The organism is Streptomyces sp. NPDC037288 (genome assembly GCF_055603265.1).
Map to the genome: position 1 here is coordinate 1 of NZ_JBVJVY010000243.1, position 1,010 is coordinate 1,010.

Sequence of the window (1,010 nt, forward strand, 5' to 3'; positions counted from 1 at the left end):
TGCGGTCATAAGTGAGAGACAGGTCGTGGACTTGGCCAAGGGTGTTCACTGCTCGGGCCAGTCGAGCAGCTGTCCAGCCTGCCTCCTGTAAGAGCACCCTGAGCTGCGCGTTGGGATGACTCCTTGCCATGTACTACCTCGACTGCTCAATGACCGTAGGCTCGTCGTGAAGGGCTTGAGTACGGGCAGCCTCCGGGCCGCAGCGAAGGAGGGGTGGGATTGCAGCGGCCCCAACGGGGAGCCGCCCCCCACCACGCCGTCTCCGGACTCGCGCCTAGCTACCGGCGAAGCGCTCCTAGCAGCGGCGAGCCCAACCCCAACGGTCCGAACACGGCCTCTGTCCTGGCACGCTTCCGTCCGGTCAACGGTCCTCAGGTACCCGAGCAGCCGATAACCATACTGCCGTTTCTCGGTCTAAAACTGACGATCATCGTTGGCACCTGGGTCTCCGATCACTACGGAGATCCGTATGCCGAAGTCCACTCCCACCACCCCGCCGCTTGACCGTGACGCCAAGCGGCGCCTGGCCGTCATACGCCACGTCGAAGAGGGCACCGGGAACGTCGCAATGGGGCCAGGCGCTTCTTCCGTAAAATCGTGAAGAAGACCGGGTCCGTGCCGGGTGATCGTCACCGACAAGCTCCGCTGACCGGCTCAACCACGCCGGCTACCTCTGGGCCTTCGCCGCTCCGAACGGATCACCCGGGGCCAAGGCCCACTACCGTCGGCGCCGCGACAAACACGGAGACTGGCACGCGGCCGCCCTGCGGAACCTCTTCAATCGACAATGCCACGAAGTTAACGCCGCGACCGCCGAGTCAAGGGCATTCGCTGGGTGAAGGCTGAGGCGGTAGGCAATCGGGGGCGAGCCGGTAGGTCGCGTTTACGATCTTTTCGAGGAGGCCTTCCCGTGGGCGTTACTGACTTCAGCTCGTCGGGGTGAATCTTCACGAAGTCCCTGATGGGCATGGATGGGTGGCTGTATCCCGTGGTGTGTGAGGTATGCGGAT

The 1,010-nt window shown here is 63.8% G+C and carries 2 pseudogenes; both read left to right on the forward strand.

Going from position 1 to position 1,010, the window contains the following annotated elements:
• Positions 1-469: 469 nt before the first annotated feature.
• Positions 470-571 (forward strand): annotated as a pseudogene (locus ACZ7GZ_RS43545) (IS481 family transposase); the annotation flags it as partial.
• A gap of 76 nt (positions 572-647) precedes the next feature.
• Positions 648-839 (forward strand): annotated as a pseudogene (locus tag ACZ7GZ_RS43550) (IS110 family transposase); the annotation flags it as partial.
• Between the last annotated feature and the right edge of the window lie 171 nt (positions 840-1,010).